Source organism: Halomonas alkalicola (assembly GCF_030704205.1).
Lineage (GTDB): Bacteria > Pseudomonadota > Gammaproteobacteria > Pseudomonadales > Halomonadaceae > Halomonas > Halomonas alkalicola.
The window spans coordinates 1,495,063-1,519,640 of the sequence record NZ_CP131913.1 but is presented as its reverse complement, the minus strand read 5'-3'; the positions used below and the strand labels follow the sequence as shown (position 1 = coordinate 1,519,640).

Annotated in this window: 22 protein-coding genes and 1 tRNA gene; 17 read left to right on the top strand and 6 right to left on the bottom strand. The window is 71.1% G+C overall.

Annotation, left to right across the window (positions count from 1 at the left end):
- Nucleotide 1 precedes the first annotated feature (1 nt).
- The 6 genes from ftsH (at nt 2) to B6N23_RS07155 (ending at nt 6,162) form a co-directional block, all read left to right on the top strand.
- On the top strand, nt 2–1,951 hold the full coding sequence (gene ftsH, locus B6N23_RS07180; RefSeq protein WP_305503226.1) for an ATP-dependent zinc metalloprotease FtsH: 1,950 nt from the start codon (nt 2–4) through the stop codon (nt 1,949–1,951).
- 183 nt (nt 1,952–2,134) lie between these two features.
- Nucleotides 2,135–3,538 carry an ATP-dependent RNA helicase DbpA gene (gene dbpA, locus B6N23_RS07175; RefSeq protein WP_305503224.1) on the top strand — a complete coding sequence of 468 codons (1,404 nt, stop codon included), beginning with the start codon at nt 2,135–2,137 and terminating at the stop codon, nt 3,536–3,538.
- 28 nt (nt 3,539–3,566) lie between these two features.
- Nucleotides 3,567–4,469 carry a PA4780 family RIO1-like protein kinase gene (locus B6N23_RS07170; RefSeq protein ID WP_305503222.1) on the top strand — a complete coding sequence of 301 codons (903 nt, stop codon included), beginning with the start codon at nt 3,567–3,569 and terminating at the stop codon, nt 4,467–4,469.
- Nucleotides 4,470–4,532: 63 nt separating this feature from the next.
- Entirely contained in the window at nt 4,533–5,285 is a 753-nt protein-coding gene (locus tag B6N23_RS07165; RefSeq protein WP_305503220.1) for a creatininase family protein, read from the top strand.
- A gap of 98 nt (nt 5,286–5,383) precedes the next feature.
- Entirely contained in the window at nt 5,384–5,575 is a 192-nt protein-coding gene (locus B6N23_RS07160; RefSeq protein WP_110068427.1) for a tautomerase family protein, read from the top strand.
- Between the two features lie 134 nt (nt 5,576–5,709).
- Nucleotides 5,710–6,162 (top strand): DUF4399 domain-containing protein, encoded by a 453-nt coding sequence (locus B6N23_RS07155; protein WP_305503217.1) that lies wholly within the window; start codon nt 5,710–5,712, stop codon nt 6,160–6,162.
- A 98-nt stretch (nt 6,163–6,260) separates the two neighbouring features.
- Here B6N23_RS07155 and B6N23_RS07150 read toward each other — a convergent pair whose 3' ends face one another.
- Nucleotides 6,261–7,154: a bile acid:sodium symporter family protein gene (locus B6N23_RS07150; RefSeq protein ID WP_305503215.1), complete on the bottom strand. Its 894-nt coding sequence runs from the start codon at nt 7,152–7,154 to the stop codon at nt 6,261–6,263.
- Between the two features lie 94 nt (nt 7,155–7,248).
- On the opposite strand from B6N23_RS07150, the gene menA reads away from it, so the two are divergent.
- Together menA and B6N23_RS07140 are read left to right on the top strand one after the other, a co-directional pair.
- Complete coding sequence (menA, locus tag B6N23_RS07145; RefSeq protein WP_305503213.1) at nt 7,249–8,136, top strand: 1,4-dihydroxy-2-naphthoate octaprenyltransferase; 888 nt, start codon at nt 7,249–7,251, stop codon at nt 8,134–8,136.
- 40 nt (nt 8,137–8,176) lie between these two features.
- Nucleotides 8,177–9,028: an alpha/beta hydrolase gene (locus tag B6N23_RS07140; protein ID WP_305503211.1), complete on the top strand. Its 852-nt coding sequence runs from the start codon at nt 8,177–8,179 to the stop codon at nt 9,026–9,028.
- Between the two features lie 43 nt (nt 9,029–9,071).
- On the opposite strand, the gene B6N23_RS07135 is transcribed toward B6N23_RS07140, so the two are convergent.
- A complete protein-coding gene (locus tag B6N23_RS07135) occupies nt 9,072–9,794 on the bottom strand; it encodes a YebC/PmpR family DNA-binding transcriptional regulator (RefSeq protein WP_119022029.1) in 723 nt (240 codons plus the stop codon).
- Nucleotides 9,795–9,975: 181 nt separating this feature from the next.
- Between B6N23_RS07135 and B6N23_RS07130 the strand changes: the two genes are divergently transcribed.
- Both B6N23_RS07130 and B6N23_RS07125 read left to right on the top strand, forming a co-directional pair.
- Nucleotides 9,976–11,175 carry a M24 family metallopeptidase gene (locus B6N23_RS07130; protein ID WP_305503208.1) on the top strand — a complete coding sequence of 400 codons (1,200 nt, stop codon included), beginning with the start codon at nt 9,976–9,978 and terminating at the stop codon, nt 11,173–11,175.
- 116 nt (nt 11,176–11,291) lie between these two features.
- Entirely contained in the window at nt 11,292–12,698 is a 1,407-nt protein-coding gene (locus B6N23_RS07125; protein ID WP_305503206.1) for a uracil-xanthine permease family protein, read from the top strand.
- A 6-nt stretch (nt 12,699–12,704) separates the two neighbouring features.
- On the opposite strand, the gene B6N23_RS07120 is transcribed toward B6N23_RS07125, so the two are convergent.
- Complete coding sequence (locus B6N23_RS07120) at nt 12,705–14,117, bottom strand: PhoPQ-activated pathogenicity-related family protein (protein WP_305503205.1); 1,413 nt, start codon at nt 14,115–14,117, stop codon at nt 12,705–12,707.
- A 174-nt stretch (nt 14,118–14,291) separates the two neighbouring features.
- Between B6N23_RS07120 and B6N23_RS07115 the strand changes: the two genes are divergently transcribed.
- Complete coding sequence (locus B6N23_RS07115) at nt 14,292–17,381, top strand: bifunctional diguanylate cyclase/phosphodiesterase (protein ID WP_305503203.1); 3,090 nt, start codon at nt 14,292–14,294, stop codon at nt 17,379–17,381.
- A 6-nt stretch (nt 17,382–17,387) separates the two neighbouring features.
- Here the strand turns inward: B6N23_RS07115 and B6N23_RS07110 are convergent, their stop codons facing one another.
- On the bottom strand, nt 17,388–19,064 hold the full coding sequence (locus tag B6N23_RS07110; protein WP_305503201.1) for an acyl CoA:acetate/3-ketoacid CoA transferase: 1,677 nt from the start codon (nt 19,062–19,064) through the stop codon (nt 17,388–17,390).
- Nucleotides 19,065–19,110: 46 nt separating this feature from the next.
- Here B6N23_RS07110 and B6N23_RS07105 point away from each other — a divergent pair, with 46 nt between their 5' ends.
- The 6 genes from B6N23_RS07105 to B6N23_RS07080 all read left to right on the top strand — a co-directional run bounded on the left by B6N23_RS07105 (nt 19,111) and on the right by B6N23_RS07080 (nt 23,536).
- Nucleotides 19,111–19,407, top strand: coding sequence for a hypothetical protein (locus tag B6N23_RS07105; RefSeq protein ID WP_305503199.1), 297 nt, complete (start codon nt 19,111–19,113; stop codon nt 19,405–19,407).
- 137 nt (nt 19,408–19,544) lie between these two features.
- Nucleotides 19,545–20,003, top strand: coding sequence for a LexA family protein (locus B6N23_RS07100; protein WP_249322252.1), 459 nt, complete (start codon nt 19,545–19,547; stop codon nt 20,001–20,003).
- Nucleotides 20,000–21,277 carry a Y-family DNA polymerase gene (locus B6N23_RS07095; protein WP_305503197.1) on the top strand — a complete coding sequence of 426 codons (1,278 nt, stop codon included), beginning with the start codon at nt 20,000–20,002 and terminating at the stop codon, nt 21,275–21,277. The genes B6N23_RS07100 and B6N23_RS07095 overlap by 4 nt, the downstream gene beginning before the upstream one ends.
- A 136-nt stretch (nt 21,278–21,413) precedes the next feature.
- Nucleotides 21,414–22,166: an SDR family NAD(P)-dependent oxidoreductase gene (locus tag B6N23_RS07090; RefSeq protein ID WP_305503195.1), complete on the top strand. Its 753-nt coding sequence runs from the start codon at nt 21,414–21,416 to the stop codon at nt 22,164–22,166.
- Between the two features lie 70 nt (nt 22,167–22,236).
- Nucleotides 22,237–23,100 (top strand): bifunctional nuclease domain-containing protein, encoded by an 864-nt coding sequence (locus B6N23_RS07085; RefSeq protein ID WP_305503193.1) that lies wholly within the window; start codon nt 22,237–22,239, stop codon nt 23,098–23,100.
- Between the two features lie 55 nt (nt 23,101–23,155).
- The gene (locus B6N23_RS07080) at nt 23,156–23,536 is read left to right on the top strand and encodes a hypothetical protein (protein WP_305503191.1); all 381 of its coding nucleotides are present in this window, start codon (nt 23,156–23,158) and stop codon (nt 23,534–23,536) included.
- Between the two features lie 77 nt (nt 23,537–23,613).
- Here the strand turns inward: B6N23_RS07080 and B6N23_RS07075 are convergent.
- Both B6N23_RS07075 and B6N23_RS07070 read right to left on the bottom strand, forming a co-directional pair.
- Nucleotides 23,614–23,689, bottom strand: a tRNA-Thr gene (locus B6N23_RS07075).
- Nucleotides 23,690–23,725: 36 nt separating this feature from the next.
- Nucleotides 23,726–24,550 carry an acyl-CoA thioesterase gene (locus tag B6N23_RS07070; protein ID WP_305503189.1) on the bottom strand — a complete coding sequence of 275 codons (825 nt, stop codon included), beginning with the start codon at nt 24,548–24,550 and terminating at the stop codon, nt 23,726–23,728.
- Nucleotides 24,551–24,578: the final 28 nt, after the last annotated feature.

The following is a 24,578-nucleotide window of genomic DNA, read 5'->3' as shown; positions in this document are numbered from 1 at the left end:
CATGGCTGAGCCCCGGTCACCCACCCCGCGTCCCGCCCCCTCTGCCCCGGAGCCGTCCGGATCGGGAGGGCGCGATGGCGGTGGTGGCAACGCCCCCAGCGGGCTGCCCCGGCAGCAGTGGCTGCTGTTCGTCTGGATGGCGGTGGCCCTCCTGCTGATGTTTCACTACCTGGACGGCGCCGACCGCCAGGCCCGGGTGGAGCTGACCTACTCCGACTTCCTCGAGGCGGTGGACGCCGGCCACGTGGATGAGGTGACGCTGCGCGGCCAGGCCCTGGAGGGCGTCTTCAGCGACTCCGGCCGCCTCGACCTGGACCTGGGCGAGACCCGGGCCTTCACCACCACCCGCCCGGACGTGGAGAGCGAGCGCCTGCTGGAGCGCCTCGAGGCGCAGCAGGTGCGCATCGCCGCGCGCCCGGCGGAGCCCGAGGCGTGGCAGCGCCTGCTGATGGGGGTGGTGCCCTGGCTGCTGATGCTGGCGCTGCTGTTCTGGTTCTGGAACCGCATGCAGGAGCGCATGACCGGCGGCAGCGGCACCTTCGGCATGGGCCGATCCCGGGCGCGCCTGGTGGAGCCCCAGCAGAGCAAGGTGCGGCTGGCCGACGTGGCGGGCTCCGAGAACGCCAAGCGCGATATCTTCGAGGTGATCGAGTTCCTCCGGGAGCCCGAGCGCTTCCAGGCCCTGGGGGCGCGAATGCCCCGCGGCATCCTGATGATGGGCCCGCCCGGCACCGGCAAGACGCTGATGGCCAAGGCGGTAGCGGGCGAGGCCGGGGTGCCCTTCTTCAGCATCAGCGGCTCCGAGTTCATCGAGATGTTCGTAGGGGTGGGGGCCTCCCGGGTCCGCGACCTCTTCCGCCAGGCCAAGGAGAAGGCCCCCTCCGTGGTCTTCATCGACGAGATCGACTCCATCGGCCGCACCCGGGGGACCGGGGTGGGCGGCGGCCACGACGAGCGCGAGCAGACCCTCAACCAGATACTCGCCGAGCTGGACGGCTTCGAGGGGCATGAGGCGGTGGTGGTGCTCGCCGCCACCAACCGCCCCGACGTGCTCGACCCGGCGCTGCTGCGCCCCGGCCGCTTCGACCGCAAGGTGACCCTGGAGAACCCCCATCGCCAGGCCCGGGAGGCGATCCTCAGGGTCCACACCCGGCGCATGCCCCTGGCCGATGACGTGGATCTGGCGCGGCTGGCCGAGATCACCATCGGCTTCTCCGGGGCGGATCTCGCCAACCTGGCCAACGAGGCCGCCCTGCTGGCCGGGCGGCACGGCCGGGCCGACCTGGACTGGGCCTGCTTCCTGGACGCCCGGGATCGGCTGATGCTGGGGGAGGAGCGCGAGATGGGGCTCTCCGAGGCCCAGCGTCGCCTGGTGGCCTACCACGAGGCGGGGCATGCGCTGCTCGCCCACCTGCTGCCCCAGGCCGACCGCCTGGAGAAGGTGACGGTGCTGCCCCGGGGGCGCACCCCGGGCGTCACCGCCCAGGTGCCCGACGAGGAGCGCGTCAACTACAACGAGTCCTACCTGCACGATCGCCTGACGGTGATGTTCGGCGGTCGGCTGGCCGAGTCGATCGTGTTCGGCGAGGTGAGCAGCGGGGCGGAGAACGACCTGGAGCAGGCGACCCGCCTGGCGCGGCGCATGGTGGCGCGCTGGGGCATGAGCGAGCGGGTGGGCCCCATGGCGCTCTCCCAGGGGCAGGAGCACGCCTTCCTGGGGCGCGAGATGACCCAGCTGCGCGAGCACAGCGAGGCCTCCGCGGGCCTGCTGGACGAGGAGATCCGGCGCCTGCTCGGCGAGATGGAGGCTCGCGGACGCCGGCTGCTGGAGCAGCACCGCGCCGAGCTGGACCGTCTGGCCGCCGCGCTGGAGGCGCGTGAGACCCTGGAGGGGGAGGAGATTCGCGAGGTACTGGAAGGCGGCGCCTCACGGCTGCCGGTGCGGGCCTGAGAGCGGCAGTCGGTATCTGCAGCGTGCCGGGCAGCTTTCTGCTATCCTGCAGGCCTTCCAGTCTCCCGCTTCCCCGGCCCATGCCGCCCGGCCTTCGCTGCTCTTCATTGTCGACCCCGGCCGTTATCGACCCCGGCTCGTTCGCTGTCGTCGGCGCCCCTATTTTGTCTGCAGGATGTTCCCTTGTCTGATTCCTCCCCCGACGCCGCCTTCGCCTCGCTGCCGCTGGCGCCGGAGCTGCTCGATAACCTCGCCTCCCTGGGCTTCGCCGCCATGACGCCGATCCAGGCCGAGAGTCTGCCGCCGATCCTGGCCGGTCGCGATGTGATCGCCCGGGCGAAGACCGGCTCCGGCAAGACCGCGGCCTTCGGCCTGGGGCTGCTCTCGCGGCTTGCGCTTTCAAGCTTCGCGGTGCAGGGGCTCGTCCTCTGCCCGACCCGGGAGCTGGCCGACCAGGTGGCCGGCGAGCTGCGCCGGCTGGCGCGCACCCTGCCCAACGTCAAGGTGCTGACCCTGTGCGGGGGGGCCCCCTTCGGCCCGCAGCTCGCCTCCCTGGCCCATGGCGCGCTTATTGTGGTGGGCACCCCAGGCCGGATCGAGGAGCACCTGCGCAAGGGCTCGCTCGTCCTGGACGGGCTTGCGACCCTGGTGCTGGACGAGGCCGATCGCATGCTCGACATGGGCTTCCAGGCGAGCCTCGAGGCGATCGTCGCCGAGACCCCGGCGTCGCGCCAGACGCTGCTGTTCAGCGCCACCTTCTCCGACGCCGTGCGCCCCGTGGCCGCGGCGCTGATGCGCGACCCGGTCACCGTGGAGGTGGCCGAAACCCACGATGCCGGCAGCATCCATGAGCGGGTCTACCGGGTCGCCGACGGCGACGAGGCGCGCCTGGAGGCGCTGTGCCGGCTGCTGCTGCACTTCCGCCCGGCCTCGAGCGTGGTGTTCTGCAACACCAAGCGCGAGACCGACGAGGTGGCCCAGGCGCTGGAGGCGGCGGGCTTCAGCGCCCTGGCGCTGCACGGCGACCTGGAGCAGGCCGACCGCGACCGGCTGCTGGTGCTGTTCGCCAACCGCAGCGCCTCCATCCTGGTGGCCACCGACGTGGCGGCCCGCGGGCTGGACATCGCCGAGCTGGATGCGGTGTTCAACTACCACATCGCCCGGGATCTCGAGGTGCATGTGCACCGGGTCGGGCGCACCGGCCGGGCCGGCAGCGCCGGCATCGCCTGCACCCTGGTCGGCGAGGGCGAGGATTACCGGCTGGCGCGGCTGGCCGACTTCCTCGGCGAGCCCCTCGAGGAAGCCCCGCTGCCGCCCCGCTCGGTGCTCTCTCGCGAGCCGCTGGGACCGCCCATGGCGACCCTGCAGCTGGGGTCCGGCAAGAAGCAGAAGGTGCGCCCCGGCGACATCCTCGGCGCCCTGACCGGCGAGGCGGGGCTGGCCGGCGACCAGGTGGGCAAGATCAAGGTGCTGGCCAACAGCGCCTTTGTTGCCGTGCGGCGCGAGGTGGCCGACGAGGCCCTGGAGCGCCTGGTCAACGGCAGAATCAAGGGGCGCAGCGTTCGCGCCCGGCGGGTCGGCCGGTGAGGCGCATCGGCCAATTTCGGGAGAAGAGATGAAGATACCCAAGCGACTGCAGCCGCTGGTGGACGACGGCCTGATCGAGGCGGTCGAGAGCCAGCTGATGAGCGGCAAGGAGGCCCAGGTCTACGTGGTGCGTTCCCACGGCGAGCGGCGCTGCGCCAAGGTCTTCAAGGAGGCCAAGCAGCGCAGCTTCAAGCAGGCCGTGCAGTACCAGGAGGGTCGCCGCGAGCGCAACAGCCGGCGCTCCCGGGCCATGGCCAAGAAGACCCGCTACGGCCAGAAGGAGCAGGAGCAGGCCTGGCTCAACGCCGAGGTCGACGCCCTCTACCGGCTGGCCGCGGCGGACGTGCGGGTGCCCAAGCCCTATGGCTTCATCGACGGCGTGCTGCTGATGGAGATGATCTCCGACGCCGAGGGCTTCACCGCCCCGCGCCTGGACGATGTCACCCTGAGCGCCGAGCAGGCCCGCGAGTCCTACGCCAAGATCATCCGTGACGTGGTGAAGATGCTGTGTGCCGGCCTGGTGCACGGAGATCTCTCCGAGTTCAACGTGCTGATGGCCGCCGATGGCCCGGTGATCATCGACCTGCCCCAGGCAGTGGACGCCGCCGGCAACAACAGCGCCGAGTGGATGTTCGAGCGCGACGTGGACAACATGCGCCGCTACTTCGGGCGCTTCGCCCCTGAGCTTCTGGCCACCGACTACGGCAAGGAGATCTGGGCGCTCTATGAGTCGGGCGAGCTGCATCCGGAGAGCGAGCTCACCGGCTGCTTCGTCCACGACACCGCGCCGGTGGATGTGGGCGACCTGATGACGGTGATCGAGGACGTGCGCGACGAGGAGGCCTATCGCCGAGCGGCCCTCAACCGCGGCGACGAGCCCGGGGTGGAGGAGGCCGCCGAGGAGTGGCAGGCGGCCCAGAAGGAGCGCTGAGGCAGCGGTGGTGCCGTGTATCTGCCATCATGGTCCCATCGACCACGGCATGGGAGCGCAGCGATGCGACTGCAGCACGCCACCTGGCAGGAGGTGGAAGCCTATCTGGAGCGCGCCAGGGGCATCATCCTGCCCATCGGCTCCACCGAGCAGCACGGCCCCAACGGCCCGATGGGCACCGACGCCCTCTGCCCCGAGACGATCGCCTGGACCCTGGGCGAGCGTCACGGGGTGCTGGTCGGCCCGACCCAGGCGATCGGCGTGGCGCAGCACCATCTGGCCTTTCCCGGCAGCCTGACCCTGAGGCCGAGCACCCTGGTCGCGGTGCTGCGCGACACCATCGAGTCGCTGGCGCACCACGGCTTTACCCACGTCTTCTTCCTTAACGGCCACGGCGGCAATATCGCCACCGTCAACGCGGCCTTCGCCGAGGTGCTCGGCGAGCGCAGCCTGCGGCGCGAAGTGGCCGGCGAGCTGCAGCTGCAGCTGTTCAACTGGTTCGCCGGTCGCCGCGGCCGCGAGCTGGCCGAGTCGCTCTACGGTGATGCCGAGGGCAGCCACGCCACCGCCTCCGAGGTGTCGCTGGCCTGGCATGCCGCCCCCCCCCCCCAGACGGTACGCGATGTGGCCATGTCGCCGCGCCTGGCGCCGGCCGGCAGCGCCCAGTGCGACGCCCACACCTTCCGCCGGCGCTTTCCCGACGGACGCATGGGCTCCGACCCTTCCCTGGCCAGCCCCGAGCACGGCGAACGCTTCCTCGAGGCGGGCGTCGAGGATGCCTGGGAGGCTTACCAGGCGTTCGTCGCCAGCCGCTGAGTTCGCACGCATCGCCCACCGGAACCCGCCCATCGGCGGGTTTCTGCTATCTTGGCCTGCCACTTCCACGACCGAGACCCCCGCCCGAGGAGGCCAGCATGCCCATCGTCACCATCCAGCAGTTCCCCCGCGACCTGGCGCAGAAGCGCGAGCTCGCCCGCCGCATCACCGAGGCCTTCGAGGAGGTCTACGGCGCCCGCCCGGAGTCCGTGCAGGTGTTCTTCCAGGAGGTGGACGGCGAGCACTGGGCCCGCGGCGGCGTGATGGGCTGCGACACCCCCGGGGACTGAGCAGGACCCGTCTGCCAACCCTGCCAGGCTCGACTAGTCTTGGAGGGCGGGAGCGGGCCGTGCCGGCCCGATCGAACCAACCGGGTGGTGGATGCCGCCCAGCACGCCATCACGGGATGGACAAGGAGATAACAATGAACAAGCGGACCTATTCCCAGGCCCTGGCCCTGGCGCTGGGAGTGGCCGGCAGCGCGCTGCTGGCGGCGCCGGCCATGGCGGAACTGGAGCGCATCTCGGCCGCCGAGGGCGCCGAGGTCTACTTCATTGCGCCGGAGGATGGCGCCACCCTGTCGGGCCCGGTGACCGTACGCATGGGCCTCACCGGCATGGGGGTGGCGCCGGCGGGTGCCGACTTCCCCGACACCGGCCATCACCACCTGCTGGTGAACATGCCGCTGGAGGAGGTGGACCTGGGCGCGCCGCTGCCCTTCACCGACCACACGCGCCACTTCGGCGGCGGCCAGACCGAGGGCCGCCTGGAGCTCGAGCCGGGGGAGTACACCCTCCAGCTGCTGTTCATGGACTACCGCCACGTCAGCTTCGACCCGCCGCTGGTCTCCGACGTCATCACCATCACCGTGGAGTAGCGCGGCCGGCCGTCAGGCGCCGGACTGGCGGCTGACGGCCATCAGCAGGGCAGTGGCCATCTACGCGATGGAGCGGTGATGGGTGACCGGCAGGGGGCTCAGCGCCTGTCGGCGACCGTCGCTTCCGGATGGCGATCCCGCCACAGGCAGGCGAACATCCACAGGAAGACCGGCACGTTCATCAGCAGGCCGTAGAGAAGCGGCACCAGGCCGATGGCCGGCTGCTGCAGCAGCACGAAGGCCACCATCATCGCTACCCCGGCGTTCTGTACCCCGACCTCCACGGTGATGGCGCGCACGCTGTCGTGGGGCAGGTGCAGCCGGCGAGCGACCCCGTGGCCCAGCAGCATGCTGAACAGGCAGAGCAGCAGCACGGCGAGGGTCTCGAGGCTGAGCAGTGACGGCAGCCGTTCGGCGTGGCTGGCGAAGAGCGCCACCACCACCGAGATCATCGCCACCCCGGTGAACCCCTTGACCCCGGGCAGCACCACCTCGAGCCAGCGCGCCGGCAGGGCCTGGCGCAGCAGCATGCCCGCCAGCACCGGCAGCAGGGTGACCAGCAGCAGCTGGCCGACGGTGTGCCAGTAGGGGAGCGACAGGCCGCCGGTGGCCAGCCCCAGCAGCTCCAGGTTCCAGCCCATCACCAGCGGCAGGGTGAAGGGCGCCAGCACGGCGGCGATGGCGGTCAGGGTGACCGACAGGGCCAGGTCGCCCTGCACCAGGTAGCTGAACATGTTGGAGGTGGCCCCACCCGGCACCAGGGCCACCAGCAGCAGGCCGGCCGCCGCCAGGGGCGGCAGGGGCAGCAGCAGCACCAGCGCCCAGGCCAGCAGCGGCAGGGCCAGCATCTGCAGGCCGGTGCCGAGCAGCACCCGACGAGGGTGGCGCCAGGTGCGGGCGAAGTCCGCCCCGGTCAGGCTGAGGCCCATGGCCATCATCACGCTGGCCAGCACCCAGGGCAGGGCCACCTGGGACAACCAGGCTGCGGACATGTTTTCTCCTTGCAGGCAGGGGGGGTACGCCACAGAGTATGCCCCATGTCAGGCGCCGCGGCGAAGGGCGGCGGCGCGCTCAGGGAGGAGGTCGATGACGACATCGGTGAGTCACAAGGTGATGGTCTGGGGGCAGACGCTGCGCCCGCGCACGCTGCCCGCCGCGCTGGGGCCGGTGCTGCTGGGTCAGGCGCTGGTGGTGCCCGGCCACTTCAGCATGTCGACCGCCGTTCTCTGTCTGGCCTGCGCGCTGGCGCTGCAGTTGGCGGTCAATCTGGCCAACGACCTCTTCGATGGCCTCTCCGGCGTGGACCAGCCCGACCGCCTGGGCCCCACCCGCGCCCTGCAGGCGGGCTGGCTCAGCGCCGGCGAGCTGCGCGCGGGCCTCGCCGTGACCCTGGGCGTTGCCGTGGCCACGGGGCTCTGGCTTGTGCTCTTCGGCCACTGGCTGCTTTGGCTGCTGGGTGGCCTGGCGCTGCTCGGCGTGCTCGGCTACAGCGGCGGCAGGCGCCCCTACGCCAACCGCGGGCTGGGGGAGCTCGCGGTATGGGGCTTCTTCGGGCCGGTGGCGGTGCTGGGCTCGCTGCTGGCCCAGCAGAGCCCGATCACCCGGGAGGCGGTGGCGGCAGGCATCCTGGTGGGCATGCCGGTGGCCGCCATCCTGGTGGTCAACAACCTGCGCGACCGCCATACCGACGCCCGGGCCGCCAAGATCACCCTGGCGGTACGGATGGGGCCGGAGGCGACTCGCCGCCTGTTCGCACTGCTGACGACAGGGCCCCTGGCAGCCACGCTGCCGCTGGGGCTGACCGCCTGGGCCTGGATCACCTGGGGTCTCACGGGCCTGGCGGCGCTGGGGCTCGTGCGCGAGATGCGACGCCGCGACGGCGCGGCGCTCAATGGCCTGCTGGGCCTGACGGCGCTCTACTCCCTGGCGATGGCCCTGTGGCTGGGGCTGCGCCTGGTAGTCGCGAACGGCTGAGCGCCCACGGGTTCGCCAGCGGGCGCGGAAGGAGGAGACGATGCTGCTGCGCTGGCTTGTCGGGATCGCGCTGGCCTATCTGCTGGTGGTGGCGCTGGCCTGGGCCTTCCAGGAGCGGCTGCTCTACCTGCCGCATATGGGTCGCGAGCCCATCGGTACTCCGGCCGATCGCGGCCTGGCCTGGTCGCCGGTGACCCTCGAGACCGAGGACGGCCTGGCCCTGGACGCCTGGTGGCTGCCCCACGAGCGCCCTCGGGCCAGCCTGCTCTTCCTGCACGGCAACGCCGGCAACATCTCCCACCGCCTCGACTCCCTGGTGCAGTTCCACCGCCTGGGGTTCTCGGTGCTGATCCTCGACTATCGCGGCTACGGCCGCAGCGAGGGGCGACCCTCCGAGGCCGGCCTGGCGCTGGATGCCCGGGCCGGCTGGCGCTGGCTGCGGGAGGAGGCCGATCAGGCCCCGGAGGAGATCGTGCTGTTCGGACGCTCCCTGGGGGCCGCCGTGGCGGCCGAGCTGGCCGAGGCGCTGGAAGCAGAGGGGCTCGAAGAGGAGGGGCCGGCGGCGGCGATCCTGGAGTCGCCCTTCCGCTCGGTGCCGGCGCTGGCCCAGCGCGTCTACCCCTTCCTGCCGGCGCGCTGGCTGGCGCGCTTCTCCCACGACACCGAGAGGCACGTCAGGGGCGTCGAGGCGCCGCTGCTGGTGATCCACAGCCGCGACGACGAGATCATCCCCTTCGCCGAGGGCGAGGCCGTCTACCGGGCGGCGCGAGACCCGAAGCGCCTGCTCGAGATTCGGGGTGGCCACAACACCGGCTTCCTGGAGAGCGAGCCGGACTACTCCGCAGGGATCGAGGCCTTCCTGACGGAGCAGGCGCAGCTGCCGCTGCGCTGAAGGGGTGCTGCCGCCCTGAGCGGGCGGCAGACGGGGGAGGGCGTTACTCGGGCAGCTCGGCGTTGTGGAAGACGTTCTGGACGTCGTCCAGCTCGTTGAGCATGTCGAGAAACTTCTCGAACATCGCCACGTCGTCGCCCGCCACGGGCGTGGTGGTCTGGGGCACGAACTGGATCTCGTCCACCTCGAAGTCGAGCTCGCCGAAGGCGTCGATCAGCGCCTGCTTGGCCTTGGCATACTCGGTGTGCGGGGCGAAGACGGTGATCTGGCCCTCCTCGTTCTCGATGTCGGTCACGTCGACATCGGCCTCCATCAGCGCCTCGAGGGTGGCTTCCTCGTCCTGGCCCTTGAAGGCGAGGATGGCGCAGTGGTCGAACATGTGGCTGACGGTGCCCGGGGTGCCGATCTTGCTCTTGGTCTTGGTGAAGCAGGCGCGCACGTCACCGAAGGTACGGTTGGGGTTGTCGGTCAGGCAGTCGACGATGACCATCGCGTTGCCCGGCCCGAAGCCCTCGTAGCGGGCCGGGGAGAAGTCCTCGCCGCCCACGCCGCTGGCCTTGTCCAGCGCCTTCTCGATCACGTGGGAGGGCACCTGATCCTTCTTGGCGCGCTCGATCAGGCCGCGCAGGCTCAGGTTGCCGGCGGGGTCGGTGCCACCCTGCTTGGCGACCACGTAGATCTCGCGGCCGTACTTGCTGTAGACCTTGGTCTTGGCAGCGGCCGTCTTGGCCATGGATTCCTTGCGGTTCTGAAAGGCCCGTCCCATATCGTTGTCCTGTAGCGTTCAACACGAGGCTGGATTCTACGAAACCGGGCCGGAGGCGAACAGGGATATTTTCGCTTCCTTCCGCCGGGCTGCACCGGGTCCGGGGCTACACTGCCGATAGCCGCGAAGCCGCCCGTGCGCCGCCGGCTGGAACCTCGTCGTCGCGATCAGGAGAGCGCCCATGGACCATCACGCCTACCGTCATGCCCTGGCCGAGCAGCTGGAGGGCGCCGAGCTGCCCTTCGCTCCCGCCGAATTCGCCGCCCGCCTCGCCCGGGTGCACGCCGCCATGCGCGATGCAGGCCTCGAGGCGCTGCTGCTCACCGACCCCGCCGATATCTTCTACCTGACCGGCTACCACACCTTCGAGGTCTCGGTGCACACCGCCCTGGTGGTAACGGCCGACCGCCGGGTGCTGCAGGTGCCCTCCATCGAGACCGGGCCCGCCGTGGTCACCGCTGCGGTGGACGAGATCCTTGGCTACCGCTGGGAGGGGATCGACGAGGTGATCGCCCCGCTGGCCGAGACGCTCTCGCCCTTTCGCAGCATCGGCCTGGATCTCTTCGGTGCCGGGCTGCGCTTCGGTGTGATCCGCGAGCTGCAGGCGCGGCTCGGCGCCGAGCGCTTCCGCGACGACGGCGGGGCCCTGCTCGACGCCGTCCGCCTGGTCAAGACGCCGGCGGAACTCGACTGCCTGCGCGAGAGCGCGCGGATCACCGCCGCCGGCCTCGCCGCCGCCGAGGCGATCATCGCCCCCGGCGTCACCGACAACGAGGTGGCCGCCGAGGGCGCCCGGGCGATGCTGGCCGCCGGCGGCGAATTCATGAGCCTGCAGCCCATCGTCACCAGCGGGCGGCGCATCAGCATCATCCACGTCAACCACAAGCGCACCGTCATCGAGGCGGGTGATCCGGTGTTCCTGGAATTCGGCTCGGCCTTCCAGCGCTATACCGCTCCCATGATGCGCACCGTCGTGGCCGGCCACGCCAGCCGCGAGATGCAGGCGGTCCGGGACCTCTGCCGGGCTCTGTTCGAGACGCTCGCCGCCGAGATGCGCCCCGGCCGTACCTTCGACGATGCCGCCCGCGCCGCCGAGGCGGTGCTCGCTCCCCACGCCGACCGGCTGTTCTTCTCGGGGGTGTTTGGCTATGCGGTGGGCGCCCAGTTCCCGCCCAGCTGGGTCGAGGGCACCGGCTACATCGCTCGCGGCCAGCCGCGCGAGTTCGCCGCCGACATGGTCTTCCACCTGCCGCTCTGCCTGCGTCTGCCCGGTCAGTGGGGGATCGGCCTGAGCGATACCGTGCGGGTCACACCGAATGGCGGCGAGCCGCTCACCGACAACGACTGGCGGCTGGCCGAGGTGGCCGAGGTGGCCGACTGAGACATTGGTCTACATTTTAAGTTTTTTAGTATACAAAAGTTGTGTACACCCTGGCTCTTGACTAGGCTCGGTCATCGCGACCCCAACCAACGACAAGAATCGCGATGAGCCCCTCGATGAGCACACCACAGCACAGCCACTCCGTCTTCGACTTCCATGGCCGGCCGCCCCTGGCCAGGGCCCTGCCCCTCTCCTTCCAGCACATCCTGGCGATGATCATGGGCACGGTGACCGTGCCGATCATCGTGGTCGGCGCCGCCGGCGGCAGCCTGGCCGATCAGATGCTGCTGATCCAGGTCTCGCTGATCGCCTCGGCGCTGGCCACCCTGGTCCAGCTCTATGGCGTGGGGCGTTTCGGCGCCCGGCTGCCCACCATCTTCGGCGTGGGCTTCGCCTACGTGCCGACCCTGGTCGCCGTGGGCGCCCAGTACGGCATCGGCGGGATCCTCGGTGCCCAGGTGGTGGGCGGCATCGCCATGATCCTGGTGGGGCTCTTCATCACCCGCATTCGCCACCTCTTTCCGCCCATCGTGGCGGGGGTGGTGGTGCTGGTGATCGGGCTCTCGCTCTACGACATCGCCATCCACTACATGTCCGGTGGGGTGGGCGCCAGCGACTACGGTGATCCGCAGAACTGGCTGGTCGCCCTGGTGACGCTCGGGGTGGTGCTCGGCGTCTCCCAGTTCGCGCGGGGCTTCATGAAGCTGGCGGCGATCATCTGCGGCATCGGGGCGGGCTATGCGCTGGCCCTGGCGCTGGGCATGGTGGACATCACCCCGGTGCGCGAGGCGGGCTGGTTCAGCGCCCCGCGGCTGCTGCCCCATGAGCTCGAGTTCCACGCCGCCGCCATCCTCTCGGTGGTGATCATCTGCGTGGTCAACTCGGTGCAGACCATTGGTGATCTCTCCGCCACTTCGGTGGGGGGCATGAACCGTGAGCCCACCACCCGGGAGCTGTTCGGCGGCCTGCTGGGCAACGGGGCGACCACTGCGGTCGGCTCCTTCTTCGGCGCCATGCCGACCTCCTCCTACAGCCAGAACGTGGGCATCGTGGCGATGACCAAGGTGGTCAGCCGCTTCGTGCTGGCGCTGGCCGCGCTCTTCCTGCTGGTGGCGGGGCTGGTGCCCAAGTTCGGCGCCGTGATGACCACCATTCCCTATCCGGTGCTGGGCGGGGCCACCATCACGGTGTTCGGCATGATCACCATGACCGGCATCCAGCTGATCACCCGGGACGAGATGTCGGCGCGCAACATGACCATCGCCAGTCTCGCCCTGGCGCTGAGCATGGGGGTCTACGCGGTCCCCGAGGCGATCGGCCAGCTCCCGGCGATGCTGCAGCTGGTGGTGGGCGGCTCGCCCATCGTGGTCGCCGCCCTGGTGGCCTTCACCCTCAACCTGGTGCTGCCGCGGCGCAGCCTGCCTGACGAGGCCGCCGAGCGTGAGGCCCTGGCCAGGGCGATGGCCGAGGAGGAGCCGACCGGCCGCCGGGCGCAACGCGCCGAAGGGGGCCGCCCCTCCTGAGCGGGATCAGGAGCCCGGCGGCGCTGGGCAACCGGCCTGCGTGGCTTCACCGGCCGCGCGGTCGACCACCTGCACGGTGGTGGAGAGGGTCAGCCGCTCGTCCGGCGCCGCGGTGAACTGTAGCTCGCCGAACAGCGCCAGGTAGCCCGAATCGGGCCGCGGCAGGGAGAGAGCCAGCCCCGCGCCGTCGGCCGCCAGGGGATGGGGTTCCCAGCGTGCCTCGCGGAAGTCGCGTACCGGAGCCCGGGCCACCCAGGCCCGGGCTTCGTCGACGGGCTCTCCGGCGCTCACCCGCAGCGTCACCCGCTCGGCTTCGCAGTCAAACGTCCAGTCCAGTGTCGGCAGCGGCTCGCCGCGACTCACCCGGCGATGGAAGGCGGCCAGGCTCGGCAGCAGGCGGGCGTAGTCGCGCAGCCGGTGGCCCTGGTTGGGCAGGTAGAGCACATGGCGGGGCTCGGGCAGGGCGTGCCAGTAGAGGTTGAGGGCGTCCACGGGCCAGTAGGCGTCGTTACTGGCCAGCACCAGCAGCTTGGGCTGGGTCAGGCGCTCCCGGTAGCGGTAGGGGTCGACCATGGCCTGCAGGGCGCGGCCCGCGTCGCTGTCGAGGCGGGCGTCGATGCCGCGCTCGGTGTAGTCGGCGATCTGCGTCGAGGGGGCGCCCCACACCCGGCGCTGGTGGGCCAGCTGCGGCTCCATGTCGAGGATGTCGAACACCATGGGGGCGAGTGCTGCCACCCGGGGGGCCACCGCGGCGGTGAGCCAGGTGGTCCAGCCGCGCTTGGAGGCGCCGGTGAGGGTGAAGGTCTCGAGGGGGGCCGCCCAGTCGGCGGTCAGCGCCTGCAGGGTATCCATGGCGCGCACCGCGCTGTTGACCATGGGCAGCAGCAGCGGCCAGTCGGTCTCCTCGGGGGCGTCGAGAAAGCGGACGAAGGTCTCGGCGATCAGCGCATCCTCGGTCAGCCCGCCCAGCAGCGGCTGGAAGGGCACCTGGCGCAGCACCGCCACGGGCGTTTCCAGCGCCCGGGCCAGGGCCACGAAGCTGGCGGCATCCCGCGGCGGCTCGCGGGAGGGCTCGCCCTCGGCCGGCCAGGTGCCGCTGCCGATGAACAGCAGGGCATGAGGGGCGCCGCGCCCCTCGGTGGGGTCGATCAGCCACAGCTGGTGGCGCCACAGGGTGCCGCGCCAGCGCTGGGAGGCCAGCTCGATCAGCCGGGTCTCGGTACCCAGCAGACGATGCCGGGCGACTTCCTCCCAGTGAAAGTCGGCACCGGCGCTAGCCACGTAGGCCGAGAGGGCCGATTCCGGTGAGGAGGCCGGCGTGTCATCCGCGATGGCGGTGAGCGGCAGCAGGCAGGCGAGCCAGAAGAGCAGGGTCGCAGGGCGCATGGGCAGGGTCTCGCGAGAGCTCTTCTCCAGCATAGCGGACCACGGCTGGACAGCCGGTACCCGGAAGCGTCGGGAAGGTGCCGGCCGCTGCATGATGGAGCCGGGCGGGCCGAATCAACGCTGAATGGACTGCGTCAGGTCGGCACACTCTGCACCAAGGCGTTACACTGCGGTTACCTCCGTTGCACTCGCAAGGAACGCTGCTCGATGATCGAACCCGACGCCCAGGCCGATGTGATGGCGCGCCAGCGTGCGCGCCGGGATCGCCGGGTCGCCATCGCCCTCTACATCCTGGGCATGCTGATGCTGTTCGGCTCCCTGGGCGGTTTCCTCTTCGACCAGTACCAGCGTGACATGCAGGCCGCCCGCGAGCGCACGGCGGCGCGGGCCGACCTAGTGGCGGAGTGGGTCGCCAGCATCTTTTCCGCCAGCGACTTCAGCCTCTCCACGGTGTCCCAGCTGATGCAGCCGCCCCAGCGCCAGCGGCTCTTCGGTGACCCGCCGGACCCCGAGCGGATCGAGCCCTTCCTGGCCCAGCAGCTCGACCGCCTGGGGTTCGTCGACGAGATCAGCCTCGTCGACCCCGAGGGGCAGGTCGTCGCCTCGTCCAGTTCGCTCTATCCCCCGGGCTTCGATGTCTCCGGCCTGCCGTTCTATCGCACCCTGCGGAGCGCGCCCGAGCGGGCGGAATGGATCTCGCCGATCCACTGGTCGGCGCTGGAGCAGCGCCATGTGGTGGTGCACGCCCGGCGGCTGCCCGATGGTCAGGGCCTGGCCCTGGTGGAGCTCGACCCCGGGGTGTTCGGCGAGGCCCTGGAGCGGCTCAGCCTGACGCGCGGCGAGAGCATCGCCATCATCGACACCGAGATGCAGCTGGTTGCCCGGCGCCCCCGGGTCGGTGATGAGCACTCCCCGGCGGTGCTCGGGGTGTCGATCGACGAGCCCCATACGCGAGCCTTCATCGCCAGCGGGGCGCCGAGCGCCACGCTCAAGGCCAACTCGCCGCTGGATGGCGGCGAGCGGCTCTATACCTTCCAGCGAGTCGACGACCTGCCCTTCGTGGTGGTGGTGGGCGAGGCGCGGGAGGTGCTGCTCGGCGACTGGCTCCATCGCCTCTGGGTCCGGGTGATGATCGGGCTGGCGGTCATGGGCCTGGGCTGGCTGGCGCTGCGCCACTACCTCAACCGACTGCGGCTGGAGGAGGAGGTTCGCCGGCAGGCCCTGGAGCGTGAACTGGCCCGTCGCGAGGTACAGGCCCGGGAGTCGCGCCTCCAGGCGCTGGTGGGCTCCATCCGGGACATGATCTTCGTCTTCGATGGCGAGGGGCGCTTCAGCTATATTCACGCCCCCGACCCCGACGAGCTGATGACCGAGGCCGCCGCGGTGCTGCAGCGCCCCTATCGCGAGGTGCTGCCGCCCGCCATGGCCGCCCAGCTCGACCAGGCCTTCGCGGCGCTTCGGCAGGGCGGCGAGCCGGTGGAGTATGACTACACCCTGCCTATCGGCGGCGAGCCGCGCCAGTTCCACTCGGTGCTGAGCCCGCTGCTGAGCCCGGGCGAGGCGCCGGCGGAGGCCTTCGGCGGGGCGCTGGCGGTGGTGCGCGACGTCACCGAGGAGCGCGCCACCGAGGCCCAGCTGCGCATCGCCGCCACCCCCTTCGAAACCCACCTGGGGATGCTGATCACCGATGGCGAGGGCCGCATCCTCAAGGTCAATGACACCTTCACGCGGATCACCGGCTACAGGGAGGCCGAGGTGCTGGGCAGGAACCCGCGGCTGCTGTCGTCGGGGCTCCACGAGGAGGCCTTCTACCGGCGGCTGTGGCGCAGCGTGGTGAGCAGCGGCAGCTGGCAGGGGGAGGTCTGGAACCGGCGCAAGAACGGCGAGGTGTTCCCTGAGTGGCTGACCCTCTCCGCGGTGCGCAACGCTGCCGGCACCACGACCCACTTCGTAGCGACCTTCAGCGACCTCACCGAGCGCAAGGCGGCCGAGCAGAAGATCCACCAGCTGGCCTTCTTCGACCCGCTCACCGGCCTGCCCAACCGCCGCCTGATGCTCGACCGTCTGGAGGTGGCGCTCAAGGACAGCTATCGCAGCGGTGAGTTCGGCGCGCTGATGTTCCTCGACCTCGACCACTTCAAGCAGGTCAATGACACCCTCGGCCACCATGCCGGCGACCAGCTGCTCCAGGCGGTGGCCCAGCGGCTCGAGGGGGTGCTGCGCGATACCGATACCGTCGCCCGGCTGGGCAGCGACGAGTTCGCCATCCTGCTTCACGACCTGGGGACCGAGCTTGAGGAGGTGGCGGTGATCGCCGAGCGGGTCGCCCATAAGCTGCTGGCGGTGATGCAGGCGCCGATGAGCCTCGGTGAGGAGCGCCTCGGCGTGTCGGTGAGCGTCGGGGTGACCCTCTATCGCGACCACGAGACCACCCTCGACGAGATCCTGCAGCAGGCCGACCTGGCGCTGTTCCAGGCCAAGGCGGCGGGGCGCAATACCCTGGCCTTTTTCGACCCCGAGATGCAGGTGCGGCTGCAGGCCCGCGCTCGCCTGGAGGCGGACCTGAGGCAGGCGCTGCCCAAGGGTGAGCTGCGCCTGTACTACCAGCCCCAGGTAGACGAGCGGGGCGTGGTCATCGGCGTCGAGGCCCTGGTGCGCTGGCAGCATCCCGTGCGCGGCCAGGTCTCGCCCGGCGAGTTCATTCCCCTGGCCGAGGAGAACCGGCTGATCGTGGCCATCGGTCACTGGGTGCTGGAGACCGCGTGCCGGCAGCTGGCGGCCTGGGCGGCGGACCCGGCACGCTCGGCGCTGAGCCTCTCCGTCAACGTCAGTCCGCGGCAGTTCCGCGAGCCGGATTTCGTCGACCGGGTGCTGGAGACCCTCGAGGCGACCGGCGCTCCGGCCTCCCGCCTCAAGCTCGAGGTGACCGAGAGCCTGCTGCTGGAGGCCCGGGACGAGGCGCGCTCGCGCATGCTGGAGCTGCGCGCGCGGGGGGTGGGCTTTGCCCTGGACGACTTCGGCACCGGCTACTCCTCGCTTGCCTATCTCAAGCGGCTGCCCCTTGACCAGCTCAAGATCGACCAGTCCTTCGTGCGCGACCTGCTGGAGGACGAGGCCAGCGAGGCGATCGTGGCCAGTACCATCGCCCTGGCCCAGAGCCTCAAGCTGGAGGTGGTTGCCGAGGGGGTGGAGACCGAGGCCCAGCGGGCCTGGCTGCTGGCCCACGGCTGCCGGGCCTTCCAGGGCTACCTGTTCGGGCGGCCGGTGGCGGTGGAGGCCCTCGAACTCGATGCCTGAGAGGGCTCAGCCCTCGCCGTCGTGGAGGTGGGCCTCCGCCTCCGCGGCGCTCTGGTAGATGTGTGGGGCCACGGCCCGCGCCTCCAGGGCATGGCCCAGCTTGCGGCGCATGAAGCCGCTGGTGGTGTAGCGGGTCACCCGGGTATAGAAGCGCTCCTCCAGGCCGCGCACCATGGCCGTGTAGGCCTCCAGCACGGCGTCATTGATGCGGCAGTGGTCGTAGTTGACCACCGCATAGACCCGCCGGCCCAGCGGCGCCAGCCGCGTCTCCACCTCCCGCTCGATGTCATCCACGTCGTCCCGGGTCGCGATGTGCAGGTTCTCGAAGTCGATGAACAGCACCTCGCCGGCGGCGTCCAGGTGCAGGCGCCGGGCCAGCGGGCGCTCGAGCAGCGTCTCGCGCAGCCCCATGGGTGCCTCGATGAAGATGCGCGGGTCCATCTCGCGCAGCGGTGCCGGCATCCGCGGCGTGAAGCCCATCTGGGCGAGGATATCGCGCTCCAGGTCCACCCCTGGGGCGATCTCGGTCAGGGCGAGGCCCTCGGGCGTGAGCTCGAACACGCAGCGCTCGGTCACGTAGAGCACCGGCTTGCCGTCGGCGGCGGCCAGCGCGCCGCTGAAGGTGCGCTGCTCCACCTCGGCGACGAACTTGGGCTGGCCGTCCCCGGGCAGGCGCAGGGCGCCGTCGACCACCTCCAGCGCCTCCCGGCTCGCCGTGAAGGTGCCCATGAAGACCACCCGGCGGGCGTTCTGGCTGATATTGATGAAGCCACCGGCGCCCGCCAGGCGGCTGCCGAAGCGCGACACGTTGACGTTGCCGGCGGCGTCCGCCTGGGCCATGCCCAGGAAGGCGATGTCCAGGCCGCCGCCGTCGTAGAAGTCGAACTGGGCGGGCTGGTCGATGATCGCCTGGGTGTTGAGGGCGGCGCCGAAGTCGAGCCCGCCGGCGGGCAGGCCGCCGATCACGCCGGGCTCGGCGGTCAGCGTCACCAGTTCCAGCACCCGCTCTTCGCTGGCCACCGCGCCGACCCCCTCCGGCATGCCGATGCCGAGGTTGACCACGGCGTTGGGCGTGAGCTCGAAGGCGGCACGCCGGGCGATGATCTTGCGCGCCGAGAGGGCCATCGCGCCCGGCGCGGCCATGGGCGTGCGCAGCTCGCCGGAGTAGCCCGGGTGGTAGGGGGTCTGGAAGGTCTGCCAGTGGTGTTCGAGGGCGTCGCAGACCACCACGCAGTCCACCAGCACCCCGGGGATGCGCACCGCCTTGGGTGGCAGGGTGCCGGATTCGGCCAGCCGCTCCACCTGCACGATCACCAGGCCGCCGGAGTTGTGCACCGCCGTGGCGATGGCCAGCGCCTCCAGCACCAGCGCCTCGCGCTCCATGGTCACGTTGCCCAGGGAGTCGGCGGTGGTGCCGCGCAGCAGCGCGACCTGCAGCGGCAGCGCCGGGTAGAAGAGATACTCCTGGTCGTCGATCGTCATCAGCCGCACGCGCTCCTCGGTGCTGATGGCGTTGATCCGCCCGCCCTCCAGGCGCGGGTCGACGAAGGTGCCGAGCCCCACCCGGGTGAGGGTGCCGGGCTTGCCGGCGGCGATATCGCGAAACAGGTGGGAGATCACCCCCTGGGGCAGGTTCCAGGCCTGGATGCGCCCCTCGATGGCCAGCCGCTGCAGCGCCGGCACCAGTCCCCCCCAGGCCGCCGCCGATCACCCGGGCCACCAGCCCCTCGTGGCCCAGGTGGTTGAGCCCGCGGGTCTTGCCGTCGCCCTGGCCGGCGGCATACATCAGGGTCAGGTCGCGGGGTTCGCCGCTCTCCAGAAAGCGTGCCTCCAGGGCCACCGCCAGGTGCTCGGCGAAGCCGATGCCGACGAAGCCGCCGGTGGCCACGGCGTCGCCGTCGCGGATCAGCTCCACCGCCTCGCGGGCGGAGACCACCTTGCCCTTGGGGGAGAAGGGGCGGTCGGTGAGCAGCGGGTGGGTGCGGCGTTCCATGGCGAGTCCCCTCGACGTGCGTTGCGGTTGTGATTGTTGTTGTGATGGCTGCTGTCGTGCATGGCATTCACGTTAGCACGCCGCTGCGTCGAGCGACGGGTATGGCCCGTTGCCAAGCGTGAGCCCCTGTCTGATACTGTATGAAATTCCAGTATTCATCGGAGGTGCCCATGTCGTGCATTCACCCGACCCGAGCCCGCATCGTGGGCCGGGCCGCCGGCCAGGGGGCGGGTCCGCCCCGGCCGCTGATGGGCTGCCGGGTGCGGGCGGGCTTCCCGAGTCCCGCCGACGACCACCTGGACGCCGAGATCGACCTGCATGCCCACGTGGTGAAGCGCCCCGCGGCCACCTACTTCGTGCGCGCCGAGGGGGATTCCATGCTCGGTGACGGCATCCATGACGGCGACCTGCTGGTGGTGGATCGCAGCCTGGAGCCGCTGCCCGGCCGGGTGATCGTCATCGCCCTGGAGGGGGAGCCCACGGTCAAGCGCCTGGAGCGTCGCGGCGGGGCGGTGTGGCTGGTGGCCAGCAACCCGCGCTTCGCGCCGATTCCCCTTGCCGGGCGCGAGTGCGAGGTGTGGGGGGTGGTCACCCATGTGCTCCACGACCTGCTGGGGCGCACCCCGTGATCGCCCTGGTCGACGGCAACAACTTCTACGTCAGCTGCGAGCGGGCCTTCGATCCGCGCCTGGCGGGCCGGCCGGTGGGGGTGCTCTCCAACAACGATGGTTGCGTGGTGGCGCGCTCCGAGGAGCTCAAGGCGCTGGGCGTGGCCATGGGGGCGCCGCGCCACCTGCTGCCGCCGGCCGTGCGCCGCCAGGCGGTGCTGCTCTCCAGCAACTATGCGCTCTATGGCGACATGTCGCGGCGGGTCAACCAGGTGCTGGCGGAGTTCTCGCCGGACGTCGAGCTCTACTCCATCGACGAGAGCTTCGTGGGCTTTGCGGGCTTCCCTGAGGAGGGGCTGGAGGCCCGCTGCCGGGCGCTGCGGGAGACCGTGGGCCGCTGGACCGGCATCCCGGTGGGGGTGGGCGTGGCACCGACCCGGGTGCTGGCCAAGCTGGCCAACCGGCTGGCCAAGCGCGAGCCGGCCTTCGAGGGGGTCTGCCTGCTAGACGCCGACGGCGAGGCGACCCGCCGGGCCCTGGCCGCCTGCCCGGTGGAGGCGCTGTGGGGCGTGGCCCGGCGCAGCGCCGAGCGGCTGGCGCTGATGGGCATCACCACCGCCTGGGAGCTGCGCGAGGCCGACCCGCGCTGGGTGCGCAGTCGCTTCTCGGTGGTGATGGAGCGCCTCGTCTGGGAGCTGCGCGGCCGCCCGGCCATCGCCCTCGACGACATGAGCGAGCCGCGCCGGCGTCTGCTGGTCTCGCGCTCCTTCGGCCGGCTCACCGGCGAGCGCCACGAGCTGGAGGCGGCGATCCGCCAGCACGCCGCCCGGGCCGGCGAGAAGCTGCGCCGCCAGGGCAGCCTGGCCCGGGCGGTGCAGGTGTTCGTGCGCACCAGCCCTTTCCTGGCCGGCGAGCCTCAGTACCGCAACGCCGCCCTGGTGGCGCTGCCCGCGCCCAGCGCCGACAGCCGGGAGCTGCTCGCGGCGGCCCGCCGCGGCCTGGAAGCGATCTTCCTCGAGGGCTACCGCTACCAGAAGTGCGGGGTAATGCTGCTCGACCTGGTGGACGCCGAAGGCACCCAGCCCTCGCTGCTGGAGACGCCCGACGACGAGGCCCGACGCGCGCGCAGCGGGCGGCTGATGGCCACCCTGGACCGGCTTAACCGCGAGATGGGGCGCGATACCGTGCGCTTCGGCCTGCCCCGCCAGGGCAACGCCTGGGCCCTGCGCTGCGAGCATCGCACGCCGCGCTATACCACCCGCTGGAACGAGCTGATGCGGGTCAAGACGGGGTGAGCAAGCTCCTGACACAATAAGTCATTGCGGGGCGATCCGCGTCAGGCGGGTCGCCGGTTCGCTACACTGGGGCCGAGAGCGCGGGGGCAGAGGCCTGCTCCCGCGGCAGGTCCATCACCGTCAAGGAGAGTCTTCAATGCGCATGCAGGGAAAGAGGGTCATCGTCACCGGCGGGGCCAGCGGCATCGGTCTGGCCAGCGTGGAGCGCTGCCTGGAGGAGGGCGCCAGCGTGGTGATCGCCGATCTGGAGAGCAGCGACGGGAGCGCACGGGCGGCGGCGCTGGACGCCCGGCACACCGGGCGCTGCCTGTTCAAGGCCTGCGACGTCACCGATACCGCCCAGGTCGATCGCCTGTTCGCGGAAACGGAGAGTGAGCTCGGCGGCGTGGATGCGGTGTTCAGCAACGCGGGCATCGGCGGCATCGCGCCCTCCGATGAGGTCAGCGACGAGGAGTTCCTGCGGATCATCGACATCAACCTGAACGGCGTCTTCCGGGTGGCCCGGGCCGCCCTGCGGGTGATGTATCGCCAGGGCAGCGGCAGCATCGTCAACTGCGCCTCCATCCTCGGGGTGTTCGGCCAGTCCCAGACCGCCGCCTATACCGCCGCCAAGGGTGGGGTGGTCAACATGACCCGCGCCCTGGCCATCGAGGCGGCGCCGAAGGGCGTGCGGGTCAACGCCATCGGTCCCGGCTACATCGACACCCCGCTGCTGGCCGAACTCGACGATGAGCTGCTGCAGGGGCTGATCGGCCTGCATCCCCTCGGCCGCCTGGGGCGCTCCGAGGAGGTGGCCAACGCCTTCCTGTTCCTGGCCAGCAACGAGGCGAGCTTCGTCACCGGGGCCCACCTGATGGTCGACGGGGGCTTCACCGCCGGCAAGTCATGAGACGCCCCGGGCATGGCAGGGCGGCGCCTGGACTGCCATCCTGACAGGGCAATCATCGAGGAGCCCTGCCATGTCCGTCTCGTTCCTGCCGCGCTGCCGGCGTCTGCTGATCCCCTGCCTGGCCCTGCTGCTGGCCTGGGCACTGCCCGGCCAGGCCCGGGAGCTGGCCGTACCGCCGGAGGCGATGGTGGAGGTCGAGGTGGCCACCGTGGGCATGTCGGGCATGGCCGGTGTGCCGGTGGTGCTGCTGCGCGAACCCGGCGCCCGGGAGGTGATTCCGATCTTCATCGGCGTGGCCGAGGCCCGCGCCATCCTGCGCGCCCTGACCGGCGAGCGCCCCTCGCGCCCGCTCACCCATGAGCTGCTCGGCGACGTGCTGGCGGGGGCCGAGGTGGCGCTGACCCGAGTCTATGTGGACGCCCTCACCGACAGCACCTTCCTGGGCATGCTGGAGCTCTCGGTGCCGGGCCGCGAGTCACCGCTGCGCATCGACAGCCGCCCCAGCGACGCCATCGCCCTGGCGCTGACCGCCGGGGCCAGCATCCACGTGGCGCCGGAGGTGCTGGAGGCGGCCCGCCAGATCGAGTACCAGGGCTTCGATGACCAGGTGGTGGTGGCGCTGGGCATCACCGTCACCCCGCTGGACGACGATCTGCGTGAGGCGCTGGGGCTGCCGGACAGCGCCGGGGTGCTGGTCAGCGACGTGAGCGGCGAGGCCGCCGAGGCGGGGCTTGAACCCGGCGATCTGCTGCTGGCGGTCAACGGCGAGACCCCGGAGACCCCGCTGCACTTCCTGGAGCTGGTGCGCGACACCCCTTCGGGAGAGCCGGCGCGGCTGCAGGTGTGGCAGCGCGGCGAGGTCATCGAGGTGGAGCTCTCCACCGAGGTGCCGGCACCCACGCCGCGGCGCCGCGCGCCGGGGCTCGAGGCCTGAGGGGGCTTGGCAGCCGCGCCCGGGCGGGCAAGAATGGCGCCCGGGGGGACTGACCATGCTCGATTCACTGATTGCCTTCGCCCTGCTCGGCGAGCCCGCCCTTGCCGCACCCCCGGATACCGGGCTGGCGGCCCGGGAAGCCCACCACCGGGAGCTGCTCTCCTGCGACCGGCTGGTGGGCCACTGGCTCCAGGAGGACGAATACCTGGCGCTGTACAACGCCATCGCGGATTCCCGCCAGGCACTGGAGCCACTGCGGTCCATGCCCTTCAGCGAGGAGGAGTTCCCGAAGCATGCCGCCGACCTGAGGGTGGGTGACGTCCACTATGGCGAGGCGGATCTTGCCCGCCTGCACGACCGGCCTGCCGAGGCGGACGTGCGCGAGGCCTACCTGGTGCTGCGCCCCCACTGCATGCGGCTGATCGGCTACTTCTGAGGGCCAGGCGCCCCGGCGCCCTGAACGCACAACGGCCACCGCGACGATTCGCCAGGTGGCCGTTTTTCAATGTTTTATGGTGCCGCAAAGAGGATTCGAACCTCCGACCTACGCATTACGAATGCGTTGCTCTGCCAGCTGAGCTATTGCGGCACTGCTGTCGATGGTAGCGCTGCCGCGGTGCTTCGCCTAGTCCCCGGCGGGCTCGCGCAGCCGGGTGAGCCCCTCCTGGGCGGAGGAGGCCACCAGGCGGCCCTGGCGGTCGTAGATGCTGCCGCGGGCGAAGCCGCGGGCACCACCGGCCCAGGGGCTGTCCATGTCGTAGAGCAGCCAGTCGTTGACCTGGACGTCGTGGTGGAACCAGAGGGCATGATCGAGACTGGCGATCTGCAGTTTGGGGTCGCGGAAGTCGAGCCCGTGCGGTACCAGGGCCGTGGTCAGCAGGTTGAAGTCGGAGCTGTAGGCCAGCAGGTGGCGATGCAGGGCGGGGTCGTCGGGCAGCTCGCCGGCCAGGCGGAACCAGACCCGCTTGTGGGCCGGCTGGCCGGACCGGCTCTCCTCGCCGGCGAGCAGGAACTCGATGGGGTGGCTGTCGAAGCGCACCAGGCGCGCGCCCTGTTCGGCCAGGCGCTCCGGGGAGGCGACCTCGGGCATGGCGGTCTGGTGTTCGAGGCCGGACTCCTCGCCGTGGAAGGAGGCGCTGCAGAAGAAGATCGGCCGGCCCTTCTGGATGGCGGTGACCCGGCGGGTGGTGAAGCTGCCGCCGTCGCGCACCGCGTCCACCTGATAGACTACCGGGCGGTGGGGGTCCCCGGGGCGCAGGAAGTAGCCGTGCAGCGAATGGGCTCGGCGCTCTGCCGTCACCGTCTGGCTGGCCGCCGACAGCGCCTGGCCCAGCACCTGGCCACCGAACAGCTGGGGGAGCCCGAGGTCCTGGCTGGTGCCGCGGAACAGGGTCTCCTCCAGGGGTTCCAGGGCCAGCAGGCCGACCAGGGCGTCGAGGGGGGTGGGCATGGGGGCGATCTCCGGGCCGTCGTGGCCG

Excerpts from the sequence above, each read along its gene's own strand:
- B6N23_RS07125 (WP_305503206.1), top strand. The coding sequence starts at position 11,292 with ATGAGCACACCACAGCACAGCCACTCCGTCTTCGACTTCCATGGCCGG.
- B6N23_RS07090 (WP_305503195.1), top strand. The coding sequence starts at position 21,414 with ATGCGCATGCAGGGAAAGAGGGTCATCGTCACCGGCGGGGCCAGCGGC.
- B6N23_RS07155 (WP_305503217.1), top strand. The coding sequence starts at position 5,710 with ATGAACAAGCGGACCTATTCCCAGGCCCTGGCCCTGGCGCTGGGAGTG.
- menA (WP_305503213.1), top strand. The coding sequence starts at position 7,249 with ATGACGACATCGGTGAGTCACAAGGTGATGGTCTGGGGGCAGACGCTG.
- B6N23_RS07120 (WP_305503205.1), bottom strand. The coding sequence starts at position 14,117 with ATGCTGGAGAAGAGCTCTCGCGAGACCCTGCCCATGCGCCCTGCGACC.
- B6N23_RS07160 (WP_110068427.1), top strand. The coding sequence starts at position 5,384 with ATGCCCATCGTCACCATCCAGCAGTTCCCCCGCGACCTGGCGCAGAAG.
- B6N23_RS07130 (WP_305503208.1), top strand. The coding sequence starts at position 9,976 with ATGGACCATCACGCCTACCGTCATGCCCTGGCCGAGCAGCTGGAGGGC.
- B6N23_RS07170 (WP_305503222.1), top strand. The coding sequence starts at position 3,567 with ATGAAGATACCCAAGCGACTGCAGCCGCTGGTGGACGACGGCCTGATC.
- B6N23_RS07150 (WP_305503215.1), bottom strand. The coding sequence starts at position 7,154 with ATGTCCGCAGCCTGGTTGTCCCAGGTGGCCCTGCCCTGGGTGCTGGCC.
- B6N23_RS07135 (WP_119022029.1), bottom strand. The coding sequence starts at position 9,794 with ATGGGACGGGCCTTTCAGAACCGCAAGGAATCCATGGCCAAGACGGCC.
- B6N23_RS07115 (WP_305503203.1), top strand. The coding sequence starts at position 14,292 with ATGATCGAACCCGACGCCCAGGCCGATGTGATGGCGCGCCAGCGTGCG.
- ftsH (WP_305503226.1), top strand. The coding sequence starts at position 2 with ATGGCTGAGCCCCGGTCACCCACCCCGCGTCCCGCCCCCTCTGCCCCG.
- B6N23_RS07080 (WP_305503191.1), top strand. The coding sequence starts at position 23,156 with ATGCTCGATTCACTGATTGCCTTCGCCCTGCTCGGCGAGCCCGCCCTT.
- B6N23_RS07140 (WP_305503211.1), top strand. The coding sequence starts at position 8,177 with ATGCTGCTGCGCTGGCTTGTCGGGATCGCGCTGGCCTATCTGCTGGTG.
- B6N23_RS07165 (WP_305503220.1), top strand. The coding sequence starts at position 4,533 with ATGCGACTGCAGCACGCCACCTGGCAGGAGGTGGAAGCCTATCTGGAG.
- B6N23_RS07100 (WP_249322252.1), top strand. The coding sequence starts at position 19,545 with ATGTCGTGCATTCACCCGACCCGAGCCCGCATCGTGGGCCGGGCCGCC.
- B6N23_RS07070 (WP_305503189.1), bottom strand. The coding sequence starts at position 24,550 with ATGCCCACCCCCCTCGACGCCCTGGTCGGCCTGCTGGCCCTGGAACCC.
- B6N23_RS07085 (WP_305503193.1), top strand. The coding sequence starts at position 22,237 with ATGTCCGTCTCGTTCCTGCCGCGCTGCCGGCGTCTGCTGATCCCCTGC.